This window comes from Kribbella ginsengisoli (genome assembly GCF_039537185.1).
Lineage (GTDB): Bacteria > Actinomycetota > Actinomycetes > Propionibacteriales > Kribbellaceae > Kribbella > Kribbella koreensis.
In genome coordinates, this window is the sequence record NZ_BAABAA010000014.1 from 177,822 (window position 1) to 196,694 (window position 18,873).

The 18,873-nt window shown below is 68.3% G+C and carries 19 protein-coding genes; 8 read left to right on the forward strand and 11 right to left on the reverse strand.

Annotation, left to right across the window (positions count from 1 at the left end; translation table 11 throughout):
* The first annotated feature begins 264 nt into the window (after positions 1-264).
* The gene (locus ABD768_RS35595; RefSeq protein WP_343981229.1) at positions 265-585 is read left to right on the forward strand and encodes a hypothetical protein; all 321 of its coding nucleotides are present in this window, start codon (positions 265-267) and stop codon (positions 583-585) included.
* Between the two features lie 65 nt (positions 586-650).
* On the opposite strand, the gene folE is transcribed toward ABD768_RS35595, so the two are convergent.
* The gene (gene folE, locus ABD768_RS35600) at positions 651-1,307 is read right to left on the reverse strand and encodes a GTP cyclohydrolase I FolE (RefSeq protein WP_343981232.1); all 657 of its coding nucleotides are present in this window, start codon (positions 1,305-1,307) and stop codon (positions 651-653) included.
* Between the two features lie 83 nt (positions 1,308-1,390).
* On the opposite strand from folE, the gene ABD768_RS35605 reads away from it, so the two are divergent.
* Both ABD768_RS35605 and ybaK read left to right on the forward strand, forming a co-directional pair.
* Positions 1,391-2,071, forward strand: a complete 681-nt coding sequence (locus ABD768_RS35605; RefSeq protein WP_344848212.1) for a helix-turn-helix transcriptional regulator — start codon at positions 1,391-1,393, stop codon at positions 2,069-2,071.
* Positions 2,072-2,080: 9 nt separating this feature from the next.
* A complete protein-coding gene (ybaK, locus tag ABD768_RS35610) occupies positions 2,081-2,569 on the forward strand; it encodes a Cys-tRNA(Pro) deacylase (RefSeq protein ID WP_343981238.1) in 489 nt (162 codons plus the stop codon).
* Positions 2,570-2,571: 2 nt separating this feature from the next.
* On the opposite strand, the gene ABD768_RS35615 is transcribed toward ybaK, so the two are convergent.
* From ABD768_RS35615 to ABD768_RS35635, 5 genes are read right to left on the reverse strand one after another with little or no spacing between them, the layout of a single operon-like run.
* The gene (locus ABD768_RS35615; RefSeq protein ID WP_344848214.1) at positions 2,572-3,693 is read right to left on the reverse strand and encodes an epoxide hydrolase family protein; all 1,122 of its coding nucleotides are present in this window, start codon (positions 3,691-3,693) and stop codon (positions 2,572-2,574) included.
* A gap of 59 nt (positions 3,694-3,752) precedes the next feature.
* Complete coding sequence (locus ABD768_RS35620) at positions 3,753-5,627, reverse strand: glycoside hydrolase family 32 protein (protein ID WP_344848216.1); 1,875 nt, start codon at positions 5,625-5,627, stop codon at positions 3,753-3,755.
* Positions 5,605-6,582: an ATP-binding cassette domain-containing protein gene (locus ABD768_RS35625; protein WP_344848218.1), complete on the reverse strand. Its 978-nt coding sequence runs from the start codon at positions 6,580-6,582 to the stop codon at positions 5,605-5,607. Before ABD768_RS35625 ends, ABD768_RS35620 begins: the two co-directional genes overlap by 23 nt.
* Positions 6,579-7,622 carry an ABC transporter permease gene (locus ABD768_RS35630; protein ID WP_344848220.1) on the reverse strand — a complete coding sequence of 348 codons (1,044 nt, stop codon included), beginning with the start codon at positions 7,620-7,622 and terminating at the stop codon, positions 6,579-6,581. The genes ABD768_RS35625 and ABD768_RS35630 overlap by 4 nt, the downstream gene beginning before the upstream one ends.
* 1 nt (position 7,623) lies before the next feature.
* Positions 7,624-8,661, reverse strand: a complete 1,038-nt coding sequence (locus ABD768_RS35635; protein ID WP_344848222.1) for a substrate-binding domain-containing protein — start codon at positions 8,659-8,661, stop codon at positions 7,624-7,626.
* A gap of 164 nt (positions 8,662-8,825) precedes the next feature.
* Between ABD768_RS35635 and ABD768_RS35640 the strand changes: the two genes are divergently transcribed.
* Positions 8,826-9,836: a LacI family DNA-binding transcriptional regulator gene (locus tag ABD768_RS35640; RefSeq protein WP_343981255.1), complete on the forward strand. Its 1,011-nt coding sequence runs from the start codon at positions 8,826-8,828 to the stop codon at positions 9,834-9,836.
* A gap of 30 nt (positions 9,837-9,866) precedes the next feature.
* Here ABD768_RS35640 and ABD768_RS35645 read toward each other — a convergent pair whose 3' ends face one another.
* On the reverse strand, positions 9,867-10,817 hold the full coding sequence (locus ABD768_RS35645; RefSeq protein WP_344848225.1) for an NADP-dependent oxidoreductase: 951 nt from the start codon (positions 10,815-10,817) through the stop codon (positions 9,867-9,869).
* A gap of 49 nt (positions 10,818-10,866) precedes the next feature.
* Between ABD768_RS35645 and ABD768_RS35650 the strand changes: the two genes are divergently transcribed.
* Positions 10,867-11,487 (forward strand): TetR/AcrR family transcriptional regulator, encoded by a 621-nt coding sequence (locus ABD768_RS35650; protein ID WP_344848227.1) that lies wholly within the window; start codon positions 10,867-10,869, stop codon positions 11,485-11,487.
* On the opposite strand, the gene ABD768_RS35655 is transcribed toward ABD768_RS35650, so the two are convergent.
* On the reverse strand, positions 11,477-13,549 hold the full coding sequence (locus ABD768_RS35655) for a phosphocholine-specific phospholipase C (RefSeq protein ID WP_344848229.1): 2,073 nt from the start codon (positions 13,547-13,549) through the stop codon (positions 11,477-11,479). The two genes, ABD768_RS35650 and ABD768_RS35655, sit on opposite strands and share 11 nt — an antisense overlap.
* 65 nt (positions 13,550-13,614) lie before the next feature.
* Positions 13,615-14,706 (reverse strand): 3-deoxy-7-phosphoheptulonate synthase, encoded by a 1,092-nt coding sequence (locus tag ABD768_RS35660; RefSeq protein ID WP_343981266.1) that lies wholly within the window; start codon positions 14,704-14,706, stop codon positions 13,615-13,617.
* Positions 14,707-14,977: 271 nt separating this feature from the next.
* Here ABD768_RS35660 and ABD768_RS35665 point away from each other — a divergent pair, with 271 nt between their 5' ends.
* On the forward strand, positions 14,978-15,484 hold the full coding sequence (locus ABD768_RS35665; RefSeq protein ID WP_344848231.1) for a GNAT family N-acetyltransferase: 507 nt from the start codon (positions 14,978-14,980) through the stop codon (positions 15,482-15,484).
* Positions 15,485-15,928: 444 nt separating this feature from the next.
* Positions 15,929-16,465: a histidine phosphatase family protein gene (locus tag ABD768_RS35670; protein ID WP_344848233.1), complete on the forward strand. Its 537-nt coding sequence runs from the start codon at positions 15,929-15,931 to the stop codon at positions 16,463-16,465.
* Here the strand turns inward: ABD768_RS35670 and ABD768_RS35675 are convergent.
* The gene (locus ABD768_RS35675; protein ID WP_344848235.1) at positions 16,462-17,433 is read right to left on the reverse strand and encodes a MerR family transcriptional regulator; all 972 of its coding nucleotides are present in this window, start codon (positions 17,431-17,433) and stop codon (positions 16,462-16,464) included. The two genes, ABD768_RS35670 and ABD768_RS35675, sit on opposite strands and share 4 nt — an antisense overlap.
* Positions 17,434-17,596: 163 nt before the next feature.
* On the opposite strand from ABD768_RS35675, the gene ABD768_RS35680 reads away from it, so the two are divergent.
* Positions 17,597-17,890 carry a WhiB family transcriptional regulator gene (locus ABD768_RS35680; protein ID WP_343981278.1) on the forward strand — a complete coding sequence of 98 codons (294 nt, stop codon included), beginning with the start codon at positions 17,597-17,599 and terminating at the stop codon, positions 17,888-17,890.
* 347 nt (positions 17,891-18,237) lie between these two features.
* On the opposite strand, the gene ABD768_RS35685 is transcribed toward ABD768_RS35680, so the two are convergent.
* On the reverse strand, positions 18,238-18,828 hold the full coding sequence (locus ABD768_RS35685; RefSeq protein WP_343981281.1) for a helix-turn-helix domain-containing protein: 591 nt from the start codon (positions 18,826-18,828) through the stop codon (positions 18,238-18,240).
* Between the last annotated feature and the right edge of the window lie 45 nt (positions 18,829-18,873).

Genomic DNA, 18,873 nt, shown 5'->3' on the forward strand with positions numbered 1-18,873 from the left:
CCACTGGCGTGTCCGGGCGGTTGGTTCTACCTTGAATTCCAGTAGATGAGTCGCTACAGACCGTCCTTCCCCGCTGACGTTCAGTACTGGTCCCCCGGTTTGTGGCGAATGCCCAGAACCACGCCGACCCGGGGAAAGGACCATGGCAACTCCCTCAGCTCGCCCCAGCCAAAGATCCAGCCAAAGATCCAGCCGAAATTCCAGCGACAGACCCAGCAGCAGTCAGCGGACCGCACCCGCGACCAGGACCGACGAGGTCCGCCGGTGAAACCCCAGACGTTCGAACTCGTCAGGTACGCCGACATCAGCGGTGTCTCCGGCACCGGAACGGTCGCCGAAGGATGCGTCTTCACCGACGGATCGGTGGCGCTGCGCTGGCACGGCCAGAACCCGTCCACCGCGGTCTGGCCGGATCTCGACTCCATCCTCGCCGTCCACGGCCACTGCGGCGCGACCGTCGTCCGCTGGCTCGACGTCTCCGAGATGGAACCGGTCCCCGGCACCGACCTGCTGCCCGGGGAGGTCGCGCACATCCTGGCGACCGGCCGCCACACCCATCACCACCAGGCGGTGGCCTCAGCCTGACCCGTACGCCGGTACGCCGCGCACCCGGCGTTCCCACCAGCCCCATGTCCGGGGCCGGGGCGAACTCAGGTCGCCGACGAGATGCCGGTGAGTGCGAAGAACTCCTGGCGTGAGCTGGGGCTGTCGCGGAGCATGCCGTGCAGCGCCGAAGTGACCGTCTTGGAGCCGATCGCGCGCACGCCACGCAACGACATGCACTGGTGCTCGGCCTCGATCACCACGCCCACCCCCTTGGGCGCCAGCTGATCCTGCAACCAGTCGGCCACCTGCTTGGTCAACCGCTCCTGCACCTGCAGATCCCGCGCGAACAACTCCACCACACGTGCCAACTTCGACAGCCCGAGGATCCGCTCCCCCGGCAGATACCCGACATGCGCCACCCCCTGGAACGGCAGCATGTGATGCTCACACAACGACTGCACCGGAATGTTCCGCGCCAGCACCAGCTCGTCGTACCCCTCGTCGTTCGGGAACGTCGTCAGCTCGAACTCCCGCGGCGTCAGCATCTCCGCATACGCACTCGCCACCCGCCGCGGCGTCTCCGCCAGATGGGCGCTGTGCGGATCCCGTCCCAGCGCCACCAGCAGGTCCGCGACCGCACGCTCGGCCGCCACCAGGTCGATCTCCGGCCGGCCACCGACGACGTGCAACGGCACGGGTCGCAGGAGGTCCTCGGCCTCGTCGAGCCCGGCGGGATCGAGCTCTGTACGAATCGTGGTCATCTGACGCCTCCTGCAGATAGATCGATCGACCTTAAAAGCCACCGTACTATTTCGTCAACGGGAGTTGGCGATAGAATCATTCCGTGGACCAGCCGACGGACGCGAGCATCCAGGCGGTCGCCGCGCTCGACGAACCGACCCGACGACGGCTCTACGACCACGTCATCGCCGAGCCCCGGCCGGTCAGTCGCGAAGACGCCGCCACAGCGCTCGGAGTACCGCGAACCACCGCCGCCTTCCATCTCGACAAGCTCGTCGAGGAAGGCCTGCTCAGCGTCGTCTTCGAGCGGCGTACGGGCCGTACCGGACCAGGCGCGGGCCGACCGGCCAAGCTCTACCGCCGCTCGGACCGTGAGATCGGCGTCTCTTTCCCAGAGCGCCAGTACGACGTCGCTGGGCGACTCCTGGCCGCCGCGATGGAGGACGCCGAGACCTCGGGCGGCTCGCCCCGGCAGGCGCTGGAGCGACGAGCCCGCGAGTACGGCGAATCCGCCGGCCGCGCCGCCCGCGCACACCCCGGTACGCCGCTCGCCGAAGTACTGCAAGCGCACGGATTCGAGCCTCGCCGCAACGGCACGGCCATCGACCTCGCCAACTGCCCGTTCAAGGCGCTGGCCGCGGAGCACACCAACCTCGTCTGCAACATGACCCTGCACCTGCTCGCCGGCTTGCTCGACGGTCTCGGCGGCACCGGGCTGCAGGCCGTCCTCGAGCCCCAACCCGCCCACTGCTGCGTGCGCCTGACCCCGGCGCCGAAGTCGTAGGCTGCCCCCGTGGCGAAAAGTAAGAACAGTCAGGGCACACCCGCGACGGTCGCGCTGACGAAGGCCGGGATGACGTTCACGACGCATGCCTACGAGCACGATCCGGCCGCCAAGTCGTACGGACTGGAGGCCGCGGAGGCGCTCGGGCTGCAGCCGGAGCAGGTGTTCAAGACGCTGCTCGTCGAGGTCGACGGCAAGCTGTCGGTCGGCGTCGTACCGGTCGACAAGCAGCTCGACCTGAAGGCGGTCGCCGCCGCCCTCAACGGCAAGAAGGCGGCGATGGCCGACCCGGCCGCGGCCGAGCGGATCACCGGGTACGTCGTCGGCGGGATCAGCCCGATCGGCCAGAAGCGGCTGCTGCCGACCGTCGTCGACGCGAGCGCCACCGACCACGAGACCGTCTACGTCTCCGGCGGGCGAAGAGGCCTCGACCTGGGCCTGTCCCCCGCCGACCTGATCAAACTCACCGCGGCCCGGACGGCGTCCATCGCGCGCTAGGTCTACCGCAGGTTGTGGAAGAAGGCCGTGATGTCGTCGGCGAGCAGCTCCGGCTCCTCCCAAGCGGCGAAGTGGCCGCCGCGCGGCATCGCCGTGTACCTGGTGACGTTGTACGTCCGGGCCGCCCAGCTGCGCGGCGGGCGGACGAGATCCTCGGGGAAGACGGCGATCGCGGTCGGCACGGTCACCGAGGTCACCCGCTCGCGCAGTCCGCGGTGGAACTCGTAGTACGGGCGGAACGAGGTCGAGATCGTGTTCGTGAACCAGTACAGCGACGCCTGGGTCAGCACGAAGTCGTCACTGAACCGGGTGCTGAGGTCGTCGTCACAGTCGGTCCAGGCCCGGTACTTCTCCAGCAGCCACGCGAGTAGTCCCGCCGGCGAGTCGGACAGCCCGGCGCTGAGCGTCAGCGGACGGGTCATCTGCTCGTGCTCGTAGCCGCCCTCCTCGGCGTACCACTCGGCCTCGGACGCGAGGTAGGCCTGCTCTTCCGGCGTCACCTCGTCCGGGTCGTAGCCGGCCGGATTCGCGACGGCGAGCACGTGGATGCCGACGACCGACTCGGGATAGGTCTGGCCGAGCAGCGCGCTGATCCCGGCGCCGAGATCGCCGCCGTGCGCGGCGTACCGGTCGAAGCCCAGCTCGTCATGCATCAATCGATGCCACAGTTCATGCGTTGACGTTGCCGGTGGCAACGACGGTCGTTGCGGCGAGAACGCGAAGCCGGGCAGCGACGGCACGATCACGGCGAAGGAGTCCAGCGCCGATCCCCCGTACTCCGAGGGCGTGGCGAGCCGGTGAGCCAACTCGGTCAGCTCGAGCACTGAGCTCGGCCAGCCGTGCGTCAACACGATCGGCAGCGCAGCCGGGTGTTCACCGTCGTACCGGAGGTAGTGCACCGGCACGCCGTCCAGGTCGGCGAAGTGTGACGGCAGCGCATTGAGCGCGGCCTCCTGCTTGCGCCAGTCGAAACCGGTTGCCCAGTAGTCGACCAATCTGCGGAGTTCAGCGCCGTCGGTCCCGGCCTCCCACCCGGTCCCCGGCCAGCTCGTCCCCCACCGCGTCCGCCGCAGTCGCGTCCGCAGATCGTCCAGCTCGTCCTCAGCAACAGCAAGCACATCCACGCGAACGATCCCTCCCCAAAAATCGCCCCGAACATCCCCCACCTTGGCTTATGTTGCGTTCAACTACCAGGGGTGAGGTGCAAGTGCTGGAAGATTCCCGTCCCGCGGAACACGTTGAGGCCGAACTGGCCGGCGGATTGCTCGGTGTCGGTGGCATCGATCATCAGGGTGCCGTCGACCCAGACCTCGATAGCCGTACTAGCTGCAGTGAGCTTGAAGTGATAGATGCGACCGCGCTCGATCGCCAGCGGGTGGGTGGCTATGTCGCGGCCTGGTCGCCAGAGCTTGACGACACCCGCATCCGCGTCGATGTTGGCGGTGTAGTGACGGCTTGCATCCTTGTTGGCACGGAAGGTGAGCGCCGCCGCCGTGCCGCTGACCAGCTTGACGTCGCCCTCGAGGGTGAAATCTGAGCCGCTCGCCTTGCTCAGGTAGAACGCGTCGCCGCCGGCCTGCCCTTGCTTGCCTCCGGCAACATCCGTCCAGTTGCCGGAGGCCGGATACCATTGGCCGGCGATGTCGGTGCTCAGCGTTGACTGGCCCGATGTCTTCCAGATGGAGCCCAGCTCGTGCAGTGTCAGCGATTCGACGTGCACCTTGCCGTCGACGAAGAACTCGAGTCCGTTGCCCCCGGGCAGGCTGTCGAAGTTGACGTTGTGGCTCTGGTAGACGTCGCCGTCGTTGCCGAACACCTCCAGCTGGCCGCGATCGACGAGCAGCCTGAGCTTGACCTTGCCGTGGTCGGGTTTCAGCGCGGTACCGTCGAGCGTTTGCGCCTTGGCGTCGTAGACGACGTCGCGATCGAACCAGCCGTCCGGACTGGTATGCAGGCGGAACCCGAACCGCTCGGCATCCCGTACATCGACCGTCGCCTCCAGTTCGTACGTGTCGGCCTCGACCCCCGCGAGGAGTTGCTTCGCACTCCGCGCGTCGAGCGTGCGGTCCTTCCACGTCCGGGTCGAGGTCCGCGCCGACGCGATCTCGGGGATCGGGGTGCTCACGACACGCGGGCCGTCGGGCGTCCGCTTCAGCCGCTGGTCGACCGGAAAGGTCGCGTTGCCGGTCCAGATCGTGCCCTGGTTCTCGCCCTGCCAGGCCATCGAGACCACGCGGTCCTTGACCGGGAGGTTGGCGAAGGTCAGCGCGGCGTAGTACCCGCCGCCGGCGTGGGTGTCGGTCTGGTTGATCTTCTGCTGCATCCGGTTGAGCGGATGGAAGGTCGTGCCGTCGAAGTCGCCGACGACGTATTCGCCGCTGCCGTCGCTCAGCACCCACTTGTAGCCCCCCTCGAACGGCATCCGGACCATGTCCGGGCACTCGAACAGCCAGTCGGCCTGGTACCGCGAGCCGAAGGTCCAGTCGAGCAGGTTCTCCGACGTGTAGAAGTCGGCGCCGTTGCCGCCCTCGTCGGACCAGACGACCATCCCCCAGTGCTTCGCGATCGGATCCCAGAAGACCTTCGGATCGCGGCTGGTCCGGGCGTTCGGCTTCACCACCTTCTTGCCGTCGGCAAACGTCTTGAAGGTGTTGCCACCGTCGAGGCTGTAGAAGACCTGGACGCCGTTGGTCCCGGAGAAGACGACGATCGGGTCGTCGTCACCGTTCTTCAGACCGGTGACGTTGCCGGTGTCGACGACTCCGCCGCCGGACCAGAGGTCACCCGGATGGATGCCTGGGTCGAGGGCGATCGGCTTCTGTTGCCAATGGACCAGATCGGTGCTGGTCGCGTGGCCCCAGTGCATGGTGTCCCAGACGAGACTGTTCGGGGCGTGCTGGTAGTAGAGGTGGTAGACGCCGCGGTAGTACAGCGGCGCGTTGACGTCGTTCATCCAGCCGCCACGCGAGCTGAAGTGGAACTGCCCGCGGTTGTCCTCCTGGTAGTTCGTCACCGGGTAGGGGAAGCTCGGATACTCAACAGCTGCCGTGTCGTGCACGCCCAACACTCCAACCAGTGTCCCGTAAGCGATGTAGCTCGAACGATAGCGGTGTCCAGGTGCGTGCATCGTGGTGCTTGAGCAGTGGCCTCGATGCGGAGCATCGTGGGCGCTGGGCAAGTGCCGCGAGGTGCGTGCCTGGGCGCCGATAGCGTCGGAGCTGCTCCGCTGCAAGATTCGGCGGCGCGCCTTCGTCGCCCGGTTGCAGGGCGCCGGTCATCAGTGAGACCACCTGACTCATCGACGCGTCGGCCGGGTCGACGACAGCCGCTCGCCGGCCGAGCCGGTGGACATGGATGCGGTCGGCCAGCTCGAACACCTGTGGCATGTCGTGGCTGATCAGTACTACGGGAAGCCCGCGATCCCGGATCCGCCGGATCAGGTCGATGACGAGCCGGGACTCCTTGACGCCGAGCGCGGCGGTCGGCTCGTCCATGATGACTAGCCTGCTGCCGAACATGGCTGCCCTTGCTACTGCGACCGCTTGGCGCTGACCACCCGACAGGGTTTCGACGATCTGGCCGATGTGCTGCACGGTTTCGATGCCCAGGGCATCCAGTTGCTCCTGGGCTTGGCGGCGCATCGTCTTGCGGTCGAGCAGCCTGAGGACCGAGCCGATCGGGCCGGATCGGCGGAGTTCGCGGCCGAGGAAGAGGTTGGTGGCGATGTCCATCGCCGGGGCGAGGGCGAGGGTTTGGTGGACGGTCTCGATGCCTGCCTGGCGGGCTTCGAGGGGTGAGTGGAAGCGGGTTTCCTTGCCGTCGAGGAGGATGGTGCCTTCGTCGGGGACGAGGGCTCCGGACAGCGCCTTGATCAGGCTGGATTTGCCGGCGCCGTTGTCGCCGACGACGGCCAGCACCTCCCCGGCGTACAGGTCGAAGTCGGCGCCGTCGATGGCGGTCACGCGGCCGTAGCGTTTGACAAGGCCGCGGGCCTGGAGGGCTGGGGCGGTCATCGGGACCTCCGGCGGGCTAGCTGATCGAAGGCGACGGCGGCGATGACGAGGACGCCGGTGGCGACGTCTTGGTAGAGGCTGTCGATGCCGGCTTGGGTCAGGCCGCTGCGGAGTACGGCGACGATCAGCGCGCCGACGACCGTACCGAGCACGCTGCCGTGGCCGCCGAACAGGCTGGTACCGCCGATGACGACGGCGGTGATGCTGTCGAGGTTGCCGGTCTGGAAGGCGTTCGGGTCCGCGTTGGGGATCCGTCCGAGCGCTTGCCAGGCGGCGAAGGCGTAGATGACGCCGGCGATGAGGTAGACGCTGAACCGCGTCCGCCCGACGTGGATGCCGGTCAGCCGGGCCGCCTCAGGATCGTTGCCCAAGGCATACACATGCTTCCCCCAGGCAGTCTTGGTCAGCGCGTACCAGGCGACCGCGAACATGACCACAGCCAACGTCATCCCGTGCGTGACTTTGAGCTGCCCGAAGAGATAGCCGCCCTTCCCGAGCACACCCAGCACGTCGTCGGTGACCGGGTAGGAGTTGCCCTCGGAGTACAACCGCCCGATGGCCAGCACCACCGTCAGCATCCCCAGCGTCACGATGAACGGCGGCAGATTCAGCCAGGTCACCAATCCACCCGACACCACCCCCAGCACCGCACAAACCACGAACCCCATCATCAACGCCACCCCCGGCGCCGTCCCCCCGATCACCAGCCGGGCGAACAACATCGTCCCCAGCACCATGATCGCCGCATTCGCGAGATCGATCCCCCCGGTCAACACGATCAACGTCTGCCCCAGCCCCAACGTCGCCACCACCAACGCCTGCTGCACCACCAACGACAGATTGTCGACGGTGAAGAACGTGCTGGTGGTCACCGCGAAGACGATGACGGCAAGGAGCAACGCGCCGAGCGGACCCAGTGCGGGGTTGTGAAGGACGGCCTCGGACGCCCAGCCATTTCCTGCGCCGCCCGGCGCCCTCCGGGTGGCGGGCGGCGAGGAGTCGGAGGAGGGGTCGGTGGGCGGGGTTTTTGGGGTGCTCATCTCAGCCCCAGCAGTTTTCTGCGCCCCAGGTGGTGTCCTTGGAGTCGAGGCCTGGGAGGGGTTTGTCGGTGATCAGCTGGGCGCCGGTGTCTTGGAAGCCTGAGGGTTTGGTGCCGTCCTTGGTGAAGGTGACTACGGCGTTGACGCCTTGTTCGGCCATCTTTTTCGGGAACTGCATGACGGTGACCAGGTACTTGCCGGCTTTGACGTCGGCCACGCCTTGGCAGCCGCCGTCGATGGAGCCGACTGCGACCTTGCCGGCCAGGCCTTTGGCAGTGAGGGCGGCTACCGCGCCCCGGGCGGCGGGTTCGTTCAGGGTGTAGACGGCGTTGACGGAGGCATCGCGTTGGAGGAGGTTCTCCATCGCGGCCTGGGCTTTGTTCTGGTCGCCGTTGGTGGGGGCGGCGCCGAGGATGGCTGGGTCGCCGTCCTTCAGGCCCATCCCTTGCAGGAAGCCGCGGTGGCGTTGCTCGTCCACGGTGCCGCCGGGTGAGCCGTCCATCAGGATGAGCTTCGGCGGCGTCGCGCCGAGGGTCGCCTTGATGTACTTGCCCTCCAGCACTCCCGCCTGCTCGTTGTTGGTCGCGTAGGTGGCGTCGACCGCGTCCTTCGGGTCGGTCTCGGTGTCGAGGGCAATCACCAGAATGCCCTTGTCCTTGGCCTGTTTCAGCGCGCCGAGAATGCCGGTCGAGTTGCTCGGCGTGATCAGGATGCCCTTCACACCTTGCTGGACCAGGTTCTCGATCGCGCTCACCTGCCCCTCGTTGTCGCCGTCGAACTTGCCGGCCACCGCGATCAGCGTCGCGCCGTTGGCCCCGGCCGCCGCCTTCGCCGATTCGCGCAGCTTCACGAAGTACGGATTGGTGTCGGTCTTGGTGACCAGGCCGATCTTCACCGGTCCGCTGCTGCCCGCGTCGTCACCACCACCCGATTTCGTCTGGGTGCACGCGGTCGTCGCGGCCAGGCACAACGCCAGTACGCCGACCGGCAGCCGCCGCGCGACCGTAGTACGGGCTGTGGACGAGAAGTCGAATGCCACGGATCTGCCCTCCGGGGTCCGGGCGCCCGGGAACCAGAACCCGGGCGGAGGTTCTCGAGCGGTACGACCCGCTCGTTTGAGCGAAGTTAGGCCTGCCCCGCGGCACGCCGCAGCCTTTGCGCAAAGGGTTGCGCAAAGCACGCTGAGCGACGACCATTCGACGGATGGTCACGATGACCGAGGTCGCCCGCAGCGCCGGCGTATCGGTGAGCACGGTCTCGCATGTCGTCAACGGCACCCGCCTGGTCGCCACCGCCACCCGCGAGAAGGTACTCCGGGCGATGCTGCTGCTCGGCTACGAGCACCGCCCGATCGCGCGGTCGCTGTCGGCCGGCTCGAACCAGACGATCGGCCTCGCCCTGACCGCCGCCTCGAATCCGTACTGGGTCGATCTCGTCCAGGGCATCGACGGCGAGGCGACCCGGGCCGGCCTCAACCTGATCATCGTCGACACCCGCGACGACGCCCGCCACGAGGCCGCCGCGGTCGCCAACTTGCTTGCCCACCACATCGAAGGCCTCGTCATCGCCCCGGCCGACGGCTGGCGCGACCTCACCCTGCCGCTGCTGCGCGACCACCCGGTCCCCTACGTGATCGTCGACCGGATCGACCCGGACCTGCGCGCCGACCAGGTCGGCGTCGAGAACGAGGCATCGACGGCAGCCGTGATCGACCACCTGATCTCAGCCGGCCACACCCGGATCGGCATGATCGCCGGTATCTCCGGCCTGGCGACGAGCGCCGAGCGCCTGCGTGGTTTCCGTCTGGCCCACCATCGCGCGGAGCTGACCGTCGACCCCGACCTCGTCGTCGACGGCGCCTCCACCAGCGAAGGCGGCCGCCGCGCCGCCCTCGCCCTCCTCGACCTGCCCGATCCACCGACCGCGATCTTCGCCGCCAACAACGACATGACCATCGGCGCCATGGCCGCCTTCAAGGCCGCCGGCATCCGGATCCCCCGTGACCTGGCCATCGTCCACTTCGACGACTTCGCCTGGGCCGACCTCTTCACCCCCGGCATGACCGCCATCGCCCAGCCATCAGCCGCCATCGGCGCCCGGGCAGTCCAGCTCCTCCTCCGCCGAATGACCGACCACGAAGCCCCACCCCAGACAATCCGCCTCCCCGCAGAAATCATGCACCGAGAATCCTGCGGCTGCTCCCCCGCTGCCTGATCCTCAACCCTGCAAGACGATCCCGGCGCCTCAGTGCAGCAGGACGATTTTGCCGCGGGCGTGCCGGGTCTCACTCAGCTCGTGCGCGGCCGCAGCTTCCTCCAGCGGAAAAGCAGCGGCGACCGGCACGTGCAACCTGCCCTCGGCAGCCAGACCGACAGCCGTCTCGAGTCCATGGAAGGCCAGCGAGTCGGCGCCCGCACCGAGCGATGTTCCCGTCTCTTCAGCGGGGGCGCTGTGGGACATGTGTACGCCGTGGGCCGCCGCGTCGAAGTCGGCGATTGTCACGACCCGCGCCGCGTCCCCCGCGATGGCGATGAGATCGGGCAGCGAGCCGCCCGCGCAGTCGAAGACGGCATCCACACCGCCGGGCACCAATGCGCGGACCCGGTCGATGAGTCCTTCGCCGTAGCTGGCCGGCTCGGCGCCGAGTTCGCGCAAGAAGTCGTGGTTGCGTTCGCTCGCAGTACCGATCACTCGCGCGCCTCGGGCCGCCGCCAGCTGGATCGCGACGGTGCCGACGGCGCCGGCCGCGCCTTGGACGAGGACGGTTTGGCCTTCCTTGACGGCGAGTCGGTCGAGGACACGGGTGCTGGTCTCGACGCTGCCGGCGGCGCCACCTGCTTCCTCCCAGGTCCAGGTGGGTGGCTTCGGCGCCCAGCCGGTCAACACCGCGAAGTCGGCGTTGGCTGCGCGGGCGGTCGTGCTTGTCATGCCGAAGACCTCATCACCAACCCGTACGCCGGTAACGCCACCCCTAACCTGATCCACCACCCCGGCCGCGTCGAACCCGGTCCGGTAAGGAAACGTCACGGGCACCAGCTCGCGCAGCCGGCCTGAGCGGATGTAGGTCTCCCCCGACGAGATCCCGGATGCCCTGACAGCGATCCGGATCTCCCCCGGACCGGCTTGCGGCTCCTCCACCTCGGCGACGTGCAGGACGCTGGGCGGACCGTATTCGCTGAACTCGATTGCTCTCATGCGGCCGAACGTAACGGAGCACCCCGTCCGGTTGGCTAAAGTGAGAGCGGTGACGCCACAAGTGGGAACGAAGCTCCGTTCGGACGCCCGCGACAACCGCGATCGCATCCTGGTGGTGGCACGGGTGGCGTTCGCCGCCGACGGTCTCGACGTACCGATCCGGGAGATCGCCCGGCGGGCGGAGGTCGGAGTCGCGACCGTGTACCGGCACTTCGGGACCAAGGAAGAGTTGCTGACCGAGGCGTTCGCGCAGCAGGTGCAGATGTGCTCGGCGATCGCCGAGGAGGGGCTGGCGGCCGAGGATCCGTGGCAGGGCTTCAGCCATGTGATCGAGAAGGTCTTCGAGATGCATGCGCTCGATCGTGGGTTCGCGCGGGCTTTCACCTCGCAGCTTCCGCGGACCGAAGGCTTCGCCGCCGAACGCGATCGCTCGCTGAAGACGCTGCTCGAGCTGATCCGCCGGGCGAAGAAGGCCGGCAGTCTGCGCGAAGACCTTGTCCTGGAGGACGTCGCCCTCGCGTTGATGGCCAACGAAGGCATCCGCGCGGAGTCCCCGCAGTTGAGGGTGGCGGCGTCGCGGCGGTTCGCTGCTTTGATCCTGCAGTCCTTCCAGGCAAGCCCGACCGCGACGCCACTCCCTCCGGCAGTCCGGCTGCCGCTCAGCCGGTGATGCTCGGGGCGCCGGTCTCCACGTGGCCGCTCAGCCGGCGACGGAAGGTGGCGTCTTCGGCGGTGGTCACTTCCAGGTCGTACCAGCCCCGGTCGGTCGGCCAGGTGAGCGACCGGGTCTGCTTGCCGCGGACGTCCTGGTTGATCGTCCGGCTGCCGTAGCCACGGGCCTTGAGCTTCACGGTGAGCGGCTTGGTGCCGGTGTTCTGCAACTCGACGTGCAGTTCGCCGCGGTACATGCTGATCCGTACGTCGAGGCCGGCCGCAGCCCCGTCGGAGGTACCGGCCAGCTCGGCCCAGAACCGGTTCGGGCCCTGGACGGCGAGTTCGTACGGACCGCTGACCGCGATGTCCTGCTCGAACTCACCCGCGACGTCGACATGCGCCGGCGCGGGCAGCTCGCCGCCGTACGGGTAGATCGCGAAGTGGGCGGCCTGGTCGCCTTCGTTGCCCAGGGCCAGCTTCAACTTGCCCTTGGCAACGAAGCCGGAAGCCGCCGGCTGGTAAGGCAAGGCGCGAGCCGGCCGACGACCAGGCTCCTGCAGCGGCAACGCCTGGTTGACCGGAGGCGTCGGCTTCCAGCGCGAGATCGGCGCCGGTACCGGACCGGGCGCGTCGGTCGTCGGCTGCTTGTGCGAGCGCTTGAAGTCGAAGGCCGAGGTGAGATCGCCACACGCGGTCCGCCGCCACGAGCTGATGTTCGGCTCCTTGACGCCGGTCCACCTCTCGAGGAACTGGATCACCGACGTGTGGTCGGACACCTGCGAGTTCACGTGGCCGCCGACCGACCAGGGCGAGATGACCGTCATCGGGACGCGCGGTCCGAGGCCGATCGGGCGGCCGGCGTACCAGTCGTCGCCCTCACCCGACGCGGGCCGCGGCGCGACCGGCGGTGGGACGTGGTCGAAGTACCCGTCGTTCTCGTCGAAGTTGATCAGCAGCACGGTCTTGGACCAGGTCTCCGGGTCCGAAGCGATCGCGTCGAGCAGGTCGTAGACGAGGTTCGCGCTACCGACCGGCGTCGACGATCCGGGGTGCTCGGAGTCGACCGCCGACGGGACCAGCCAGCTGACGGCGGGCAGCTTGCCGGCCTTGATGTCGGCGCGTACGCGCGGTACTAGCGACTCGGGCTCGCTGCGGTACATCGCCTTGTAGAACAGCTTCTGGTCAGCCGCGGACTGCTTGGCCACCGCGTCCTTGAGCAACTGAAGCGCGGCGGCCTGCTCGGCCGGGTTCTTCTCGAAGAGCTTGTCGTAGAACTCCTCGGTGGTGCGGTACCCCGGCACGTCGGCCAGGAGCCGGTGGCCGAGTTCCTTGAACGTCTTGAAGTATTCGACCGCGTTGTCGGTGAAGTTGTCCCACTCCTGGTAGATCTGCCAGGAGACGCCGGCCGCTTCCAGGCGTTCCGGGTACGCCGTCCAGTCATAGCCCTTGTGGTCGTAGGAGTACGCCGCGTTGGTGACCGCGCGTTGCGTCGTACCGGGCTCGAACCCGGTCGTACCGGACCAGAGGTAGTTGCGGTTCGGGTTGGTGGAGCCGTTCACCGAGCAGTGGTAGGCGTCGAGGATGGTGAAGGTCTCGGCCAGCTCGTACTGCAGCGGGATGTCGCGCCGGTCGTAGTGCGTCATCGTCGCGGCGGTCTTGGCCTGCACCCAGTCGTCGTTCCAGCCGTTGCCCCAGGCCTGGGTCGCGTCGGTGTAGCCGTGCGCGAGCGCGCCGAGGTACTGGATGTCGTCCGGGTTCCGGCCGGCGTCGGCGGCCGCCTTGCGGATCGAGAACGGCAGCACCTCGCCGCCACCGGTGACCGGCTGGTGGAACACCGACGTGCCGTTGCGCAGCCGCAGAGGCAGGCGGTCGCCGTACCCGCGGACGCCGCGCAGCATGCCGAAGTAGTGGTCGAAGGAGCGGTTCTCCTGCATCAGCACGATCACGTGCTCGATGGCGTCGAGGCCACCGGGGCGGATGGGCTGCGCCATCGCCGCGTGCAGCGACGGCGGGAGCAGCGAGAGCGCTACCCCACCGGCCGCGGAGCCGAGAACAGTGCGGCGGGAAATCTCAGTCATGCCCCGGACAGTAGGTCAGGACCTAGCCGTCCGGGGATGCCCCGGAGTGTTCCTTCTTCAGAAGTTCACGCGCCCGTACGACGCTTGATCGCGGCGTCGCGCAGCCCCTCCAGCACCGTCTCGGTGGTCTCCCAGCTCATGCACGCGTCGGTGATCGACTGTCCGTACACGAGCGGCTTCGTCGGGTCGAGGTCTTGCCGTCCCTCGACCAGGAACGACTCCAGCATCACGCCGACGATCGCCTGGTTCCCGTCGGCGACCTGCCCGCCGATCTCGGCCGCGACGACCGGCTGCCGGTGGTGGTCCTTGCGGCTGTTGCCGTGGCTGGCGTCGACGACGACGCGCTCGGCCAGGCCGCCCTTGCGCAGCAGCTCGGTGGCGCCGGCGATCGAGTCGGCGTCGTAGTTCGGGCCGGCGTCGGAGCCGCGGAGGACGAGGTGGCAGTCGGGGTTGCCGCGGGTGTGCAGGATCGCGGGTGCGCCGTCGTGGTCGATGCCGGTGAAGACGTGCGGGACAGCGGCGGCCTTGATCGCGTCGACGGCGGTCGCGATGCTGCCGTCGGGGCGGTTCTTCATCCCGATCGGCATCGACAGGCCGGACGACAGCTGCCGGTGCACCTGGCTCTCGACGGTCCGCGCGCCGATCGCGCCCCAGCCGACGGTGTCCGCGATGTACTGCGGGGTGATCGGGTCGAGGAACTCGCAACCGACCGGCAGGCCCTTGGCCAGTACTTCGAGCAGCAGCGCGCGGGCGGTCCGCAGACCGGTGTTCACGTCGCCGGAGCCGTCGAGGCCGGGGTCGTTGATCAGGCCCTTCCAGCCGAGGGTCGAGCGGGGCTTCTCGAAGTACACGCGCATCACCACGAGCAGGCCGTCGGAGAGTCGCTCGGCGATCGGGGCGAGGCGTTCGGCGTACTCGAGGGCGGCCTTCGCGTCGTGCACGGAACAGGGGCCGACGACAACGAGCAGGCGGTCGTCATCTCCGTTGAGGACGTCGGTGACCGCTTGGCGTCCGGCCACGACCGTCTCGGCCAGTTGTTGCGTCAGCGGCAACTCTTCGTGCAGGGCGAGCGGGGTGATCAACGGGACGGTCTTCTCGATCCGCCGGTCGACGACGGCGCCCTCGGAGATCGGTCTGGCCTGGGGCTGGGTGTTCATGGTGGGAACCTTTCCGCCGGTACTCCGCGGGTGGTCCCGAGGTCAGCGCCGGCTGGGAATGAGAAAAGGCAAGGACGAGTGTCCTTGCCTCGAGAGCCGGCTGCTGGTTCTTGATCAGGCGTCAGCGATCAGCTGAGCTACCCGGCACCACAGCCGGCCACTCAAAAAATCGCCAATAGCAACGCTTCACGTCGATGACGATATCACCCACCGCAACCAGCCCGCCAAAATCTCCTCGCCCTGGACCGGCCGGCCATGGTTGCCTCTGGCCATGACCGACACCACCATCCGCCTGGCCCGGGCGGACGAACTACCGCTGCTGCGCTCGATCGAGAAGGCGGCCGGCGTCCTGTTCCGCGAGATCGGGATGGCCGACGTCGCCGATCATCCGCCACCGTCGCTCGAGGCCTTCGAGGCGTACCAGCGGGCCGGGCTGGCCTGGACTGCCGCGGATGCTTCTGACCTTGCGGTTGGCTTCGTGCTGGTGAAGCTCGTGGACGGGTGTGCGCATATCGAGCAGGTGAGCGTTCATCCGGCGCATGGGCGGCAGGGCATCGGGCGGTCGCTGATCGACGAGGTCGGGCGCTGGGCCGCCGAGCAGGGTTTGCCGGCGTTGACGCTGAGTACGTTCCGGAATGTGGCCTTCAACGGGCCGTACTACGCGCGGCTGGGATTTCGTGAGTTGGCAGAGCTCACGCCGGGGCTGGTGGAGATTCAGCGGCAGGAAGCCGCGATGGGGCTGGACCCGGCGGAGCGGGTGTTCATGCGGCGGGAGTAACCGGGGGTGGGCGTGCGTCGTTGAGGGTCGCAACAGGTTGAGGCTTTTCTGAGGGATTCTCAAAGGGGTGTGTCGGTGAGGCCGCGGACTTTCGAGTTGGTTCGTTATCGCGACCTCAGTGGGGTGTCGGGGACGGGCGTGGTCGCTGAGGGGTGTGTGTTCACCGATGGGTCGGTCGCGCTCCGTTGGCGGGGTACGAATCCGGCGACGGCCGTCTGGCCCGACCTGGAGTCGGTGCTGGCTGTGCACGGCCATCAGGGTGCGACAGAGGTCCGCTGGCTGGAAACTGAGGCCGAGGTCGAGCGGGCCGACGTCGAGTTGGAGCAATTGTTCGGGGGGCAGCACAACGTGCGGCCGCCGAGTTCACTGTCCGATCCTTCCGCGCTTCCGCCAAGCCGCGCCAGAGGCTGGGCGGGGGCCCGACATCTGAGGTAGAAGGTTCCCGTGACCCAGATCTACCTGGTCCGGCACGGTCAGCCGGACTATGCGCCGGTGGATAGCCGTGGCTGGCCCGGAATGGCCGCTGACGCCGCTCCACTGACCCCAGAGGGGGCCAAGCAGGCCGAGGCGGTCGCGGACCTCCTGAGTGGCATCGGTGCCACATACCTGGTCAGCTCCCCGTTCACCCGGGCGCTTCACAGTGCCGCGATCATCGGGCACCGGTTGGCTCTCGGCGTACGGGTCGACTACGACCTGCGCGACTGGCTGCCGGACAGCACCGGCTCCTGGCGCGGGGTTGCCGACGTCCGGGCGGCCGAGGCCGAGCTGGACGAGTACGACGGCGAGTGGCCGGAGGGGATCCGCCGTTCTTGGGAGCCACTGTCCGTGGTGCGAGCCCGGGCTCGGGAGGCTCTGGCCCGGCATACGGCGAGCACGGACGGGCCGGTGCTGGCGATCACGCATGCCATGGTCATCCGGGCGCTGACCGGTGAGCGCGGCGTTGAGCACGGCGGGCACGTGTACTTCAGCTACGAGGGCTAGGGGCGCACTGCCGCTACCAGGGCCGCGACGGCCTCGGCCAGGGAGTTCACCCAGCCGTCCGGCTTCCCCAGCGTCTGCCAGCCGGGTCCACCGACCACCAGCTGGTACGACGGCCTGGTGCGCGCCAGGGTCCGCAGGGCGTCCCCGTCGGCCGTCTCGGGCGTACTCGACCAGATGAAGACGGCGGCCGGGCGGATCCGGCGTACGGCGTCCGAAAGCGAGCTGACCGGGGTCGCTGCGCCTAGGGTCCGCACCTTGATGCCGCGCTCAGCCAGTGCAGCCGCCACCGCGAGGAGGGGTAGCGCATGGTCCTCCCGCTCGAGACACGCGAGTACTACGGCCCGCTCGCTCTCGTCCGGCTTGAGGCGCTCGACTGCCCGACGGGTGTGGTACCTGAGCCCACCGGCGACCGCATCCGACGCGAGGTGCTCAACCTCGACGCAGGCACCCGTGCGTTCCCACTGGTCGCCGACCTCGACCAGTAGCGGCATGAGCCGGCTGGTCCAGGCCTCGACCGCCCCGGACTTGTCCAGGCTGCGGGCGACCTCGTGGGTGAGCCGGTCGCTGTCCATGGCGTTCGCCAGCTCGAACAGGTCGGCCAACTTGCCCGGGCCGTCGGTGCGGGACCGGGCTGAGCGGCGTACCGGCAGTGGCTTCGGCACTGCGTGTGACCGCCCGCGGGTGCCTTCGGCAACAGAAGTGGCGGATGTCACAGTGGGTGATTGGGCGAGGTAGATCCGGTCACGAACCGAGCCGGCCGCTTCGGCGGTCGGAACCCCCTGGTCGATCAGCCGGAGCATCGCCCGCAGCCGGGCCAGATCCTCGGGGCTGTAGCGCCGGTGACCGCCCGCTGACCTGGCACTTGGGCTCAATCCGTACCTGCGTTCCCAGCTCCGCAGCGTCGGCGCGGCGATCCCGAGCCGGCGCGCGGCGGCCCCGACGGTGAGGGTCTCGGAGCTGGTCGGCACGGCGTTCATGATGCCCGCTCGGTGCCCTGAATCGGCGGAAAACAGCGCTCGTCGATAACAACTCGACGGACTTTCGCGACAACAAGGGTTGAACTGCGCATGAGTTGAGCATAGTTTTCACCGAGCGCCCGTCCGCGCTCACGGTGAGTCATAGGAGGTTGCCATGTCGAGAGGGATGCCTCGCCTACCCCGCCCGCTCATGGATCTGTGGGACTGGCAGTCGCAGTCTGCGTGCCGCGACGTCAACCCGGAGCTGTTCTTCTCCCCCGAATCGGAGCGTGGCGTTCGCAAACGCGCTCGCGAGATGGTGGCCAAGTCGCTCTGCGGTACCTGCCCGGTCCAGCCCGAATGCCGTCAGCACGCCATCTCCGTCGGAGAGCCGTACGGCGTCTGGGGTGGAACCACGGAATCCGAACGGGACAACGTAGTACTCGCCGAACACAGGAAGTCCGCCTGACGGCCGCCGGGTGAACCACCCCGACCCACCCGGGTCCGGCCCTGCCGCCGGACCCGGCCCCCGATCCCCCAGCAGCCTCATCTGCTGAAGATCGGATTACACCTCGCCCCAGGCCCCCTTGCCTGGCAACGATTGCAGCCACGCCACCAGCCGACCAGCGACGCCTGCACCGCTGCGCCGAAGCCTGCGCCAGCTGCATCGCGGACCGCCACGCATACCCAAGTCCAGAGGCGAGCGCCGTTCCCACCGTGCCACGGAGCCGAGCGCGGACTTATGCGTGCGCGGCCGTCCACCCGCCCCCGTCGATGGCACCGCGAGCCGGGCGGCGGGCGAGATGGCGAAGTGGGTCAAGGGAGTTTGGGGGCTGCCCGGATGTGGGCTCGTTCGCCTTGTTTGCCGATCAGGCTCAGGTATTCGACCGGGCCGGCGCTCGTCGAGCCGAACCAGTGCGGGGTGCGGGTGTCGAACTCCGCGGCCTCGCCTGCCTGGAGGAGCATGTCGTGCTCGCCCAGGACGACGCGCAGGGTGCCGTTGAGGACGTAGACCCAGTCGTAGCCTTCGTGCGTCCGGAGCTCAGGCTCGGCGTTGTCGTCGCCGGCCGGCCGGATGAACTTGTACGCCTGGATGCCGCCCGCTCGTCGGGTGAGCGGCAGGATGGTTGCCCCGTCGCCGGATGCGATCGGGCGGAGGTTGATCCGGGGATCGCCGGTCGGTGGCGCGTCGACCAGCTCGTCGAGGGTGGCGCCGTACGCGCTCGCCAGGGGGAGTAGCTGCTCGAGCGTCGGCCGCCGCAGTCCTGCCTCCAGCCGGGACAGCGTGCTGACGGAGATACCGGTGAGCTCCGAGAGGTCGGCGAGCGTGATGTCGCGCCGGAGCCGGAGCTGCTTCAGCCGGGGGCCGACGGCGTTGAGAGTGCGGTCGATCGGGTCGTCGCTCATCTCGCCATTTTGCCATTCGGCAACAAGGTTTGCCATCGCTCATCC